General features: G+C 55.8%; 5 protein-coding genes. All 5 read right to left on the bottom strand.

Annotated features, from left to right (window positions below; translation table 11 throughout):
- Positions 1–591 precede the first annotated feature (591 nt).
- A complete protein-coding gene (locus tag CBW22_RS15815; RefSeq protein WP_088517154.1) occupies positions 592–882 on the bottom strand; it encodes a helix-turn-helix domain-containing protein in 291 nt (96 codons plus the stop codon).
- Entirely contained in the window at positions 879–1,211 is a 333-nt protein-coding gene (locus tag CBW22_RS15810) for a type II toxin-antitoxin system RelE/ParE family toxin (protein ID WP_088517153.1), read from the bottom strand. Before CBW22_RS15810 ends, CBW22_RS15815 begins: the two co-directional genes overlap by 4 nt.
- Positions 1,212–1,330: 119 nt before the next feature.
- On the bottom strand, positions 1,331–2,149 hold the full coding sequence (locus CBW22_RS15805; protein WP_088517152.1) for an N-6 DNA methylase: 819 nt from the start codon (positions 2,147–2,149) through the stop codon (positions 1,331–1,333).
- 48 nt (positions 2,150–2,197) lie between these two features.
- The gene (locus CBW22_RS15800) at positions 2,198–2,344 is read right to left on the bottom strand and encodes a hypothetical protein (RefSeq protein ID WP_033774359.1); all 147 of its coding nucleotides are present in this window, start codon (positions 2,342–2,344) and stop codon (positions 2,198–2,200) included.
- A gap of 89 nt (positions 2,345–2,433) precedes the next feature.
- Entirely contained in the window at positions 2,434–2,739 is a 306-nt protein-coding gene (locus CBW22_RS15795; RefSeq protein WP_088517155.1) for a hypothetical protein, read from the bottom strand.
- Positions 2,740–2,906 lie beyond the last annotated feature (167 nt).

Raw genomic sequence — 2,906 nt, 5'->3', positions numbered from 1 at the left:
CCAGTCGCGGCGAAGGGCAAAGGAGCAACGACGAAGAGAGGGCATAAAGGGGCGACGACGAAAAGTTTTTGCGGCACCAGGCAAAAAGTTTTTGGCGGCGTGCACTTCACCCCTTTCTGCACGAACCGGCGGTGCTACGACCGGCCCTCCGCGCCTGGACTGACCGGAACAGCTCCGCCGCGCGCGAAAACGGGCATGAACGCACCCCGGACGGCGCAGGCCGGACCGGGCCTCAGCGGCCACGTCTTTTCGTGGCCAGTGAGCGCGCCGGCGCCAGCCGGCTGCAGGGGTTGACCTGGACGTTTGCCATCAGACCCTAGCCGGCAGGCCCGGAGCGCAACGCGATCCGGCGGAGCTTACCGGCTCTGCCGGTTAGCGGAGTAGGGCTCGACGACCCGGCTTGCCGGGGAGCCGAAGGGGGCCATGTCCCGGCAGTGGCAGTTGCAGAATCAGCCCGGAGAGCATAGCGACAGGTGGTAAGAAGGGATGAATACGGTCAGGTGAGAGGGTATAGCCGGTGCGTCAGCACCGGGTTTATCCTGCCCCGCAGGGGCTTCCGCCCTGGCAGTTTGCGCGGGGCAAAAAGGCAGCTCACGCTGCCTCTGGTTCGCTTATCTCAATACTGGTTATGTGCAGTCCGGCATGTGCCATCATGCTGACCAGCTTATCAATCGAGAAGCAGTTAATTTTACCGCCTGCCAGCTCGGACACCCTGGGCTGTGAAACGCCCAGCGCAGCGGCGGCGGCGGCCTGATTCAGCCCATTACGTTTAATCCAGCTATTCAGGCGGCCCACTAACTCCGTGCGGAGTTTCATATTTTCCGCCTGTTCTGGCGTTTCGCTGATAGCGTCCCACACATTGTCAAACGTCTGGATGTTCATTTTTTACGCTCCTCTACCAGTCTGCGATAACGATTCCGGGCAAGTTCCACGTCACTCTGGCTGGTCTTCTGTGTCTTTTTCTGGAAGCAGTGCAGCACATACACGGCCTCTTCAAATTTGGCGACATACATGATCCGGAAAATGCCGTCATTACCCCGGATGCGTATTTCGCGTGCTCCCTGACCAACCGAAGCAAACGGCTTCCAGTCGTCCGGCTCCAGCCCCTGCTGAACCAGGTCAAGCTGATACCCTGATGCGGTGCGGGCCTCTTCCGGGAACGCCCGTAAATCATCAAGACTGCTGTCAATAAAACTGATCTTCTTTCGCATCATCCCCTCATTATACGAAATTACGTATATTGTGCAATTTCTGTATTGCTCATGCACTCCATACAAATCCGTAATTCCGGCATCCCTGCCATGCCGTTTCCTGCTGCCTTTTCCGTGGTCTACATTGCTTTGATAAAAGCCAGCATCGCTTTGATCCGGCGCTGGCTTTCAAGCCGTTCTTCAAAATCATTAAGATAGTAAGCAGGTGTATAGCGCACCCGGTTAAACTCAAGCGTCAGTGTGTTTCCGGTGACAACCTCGGCTGCAATGCCCAGCAGGGAAAGCTGTATAAACGCCATATCCGCCGCGACAGGATCGATATCTATGCAACTGACAAACATCTGAGCGGAGGGGTTCAGCCCGGCTTCAATCAGGCACTCAGCATAAGCGATAACCATTCCCCCGGCTCCGCAGGTCGGCTCTGACAGGGTAAACATGCCTTCCTGCCGGATGGTATCAATCACACCAGGCATTAGCAGGCGCGCCATCATCGACTGGACGCTGTAAGGCGTGAAATATTGCCCCCGGCGATCGTCGCCCAGCTCCAGCTCCATAAAAATAGCGCCCAGAAAATCATGAAACTGTGCCTCAAGCGCACATACCATCAGAGCGAACAGTTCATGCATATTCTGTATATCGGCGGCGCTGTAGCGTTCGCAGATTTTCCGGCAACGTTCAATGCTTTCCGGCGTTCTGATCCGCGCGATATCCAGCTCGCTGGCTGCCAGGATAATGAAATCGCTGAACACCTCCCAGCGGCGCAGGTTGTACCCTGTTTTTCGAAAGACGCTGATAAACTCTTTTCTCGCCGCTGCCAGGCTTAACGCGGGTGCGGAAGCCGCAGGCAGATTTACCGGCAGCACGGGTAAAGGATGCTGAACAACCGGTGCTGCGTCCTGTGCCTGGTCAAAAAATTCCGCAAAACTTATCTGTGACATGAATCGATTCCTTTTACAGCCGCCCCGATCAGGGGCGGCTTTTTCACATCACGCCATGCTGAGGCCAGCATGAACCAGTTTCATAAACTTCGGCCAGTTCTTCAGCTTCATCGCAGGGACGCGGGCGCTTTTTCCTTCGCGAAGCGCATTTACAAATACTCTCGCCTGTGACACGATTTGCGGGTCGAATTGCATGGATTTATCTCCGGTAGGTTTGACAGCGCCGGAACGTTCGTTGGAAGCGTGGTTCCGGCGGTGAATGAGCAGGCTTTTGCCTGCTTTTTTCATTTCTGATTCAGGTCAAAAGCCTCCTTAACGCGCGTCATGATCTGCGCATGGTTCAGACTGTTGTAATCACGCAGGCGGAAGTAACGCGCCCCCACGCGTGCATAAATCACGGCCACACGGCCGCAATACATTTCATCGAGAATGAAACTTTCACAGCTGAATCCATCGCTGGTTTCCCACTGGCGCGGATACATCACGCCCAGCGCATCGTGATAGCGGTGAACATCGATTTCCTCTGGTGCCCGTACGGCCCCGGCCTCTCTGCGCAGCCAGTACTCACGTTCGTCCTCTGCGTTATCCATGCGGTCAGCCGCTGCACCGTTACTGCCAGAAAAAGGAACGGGTTTTACCCATGTTTTGGGAGATTCTGGCGTGGCGGTTTTGACGTTGACGTTGTGTGTGTTCATGGCATTTCTCCTGCTCAGGTGGGTTGTCATGTTTCGGTCGATCCAGTCGCGGCGAAGGGCAA

The organism is Pantoea sp. VS1, assembly GCF_002207995.1.
GTDB classification, from domain to species: Bacteria; Pseudomonadota; Gammaproteobacteria; order Enterobacterales; family Enterobacteriaceae; genus Pantoea; species Pantoea dispersa.
The sequence above is the reverse complement of the archived record's forward strand: the minus strand, read 5'-3'. Positions and strand labels throughout refer to the sequence as shown.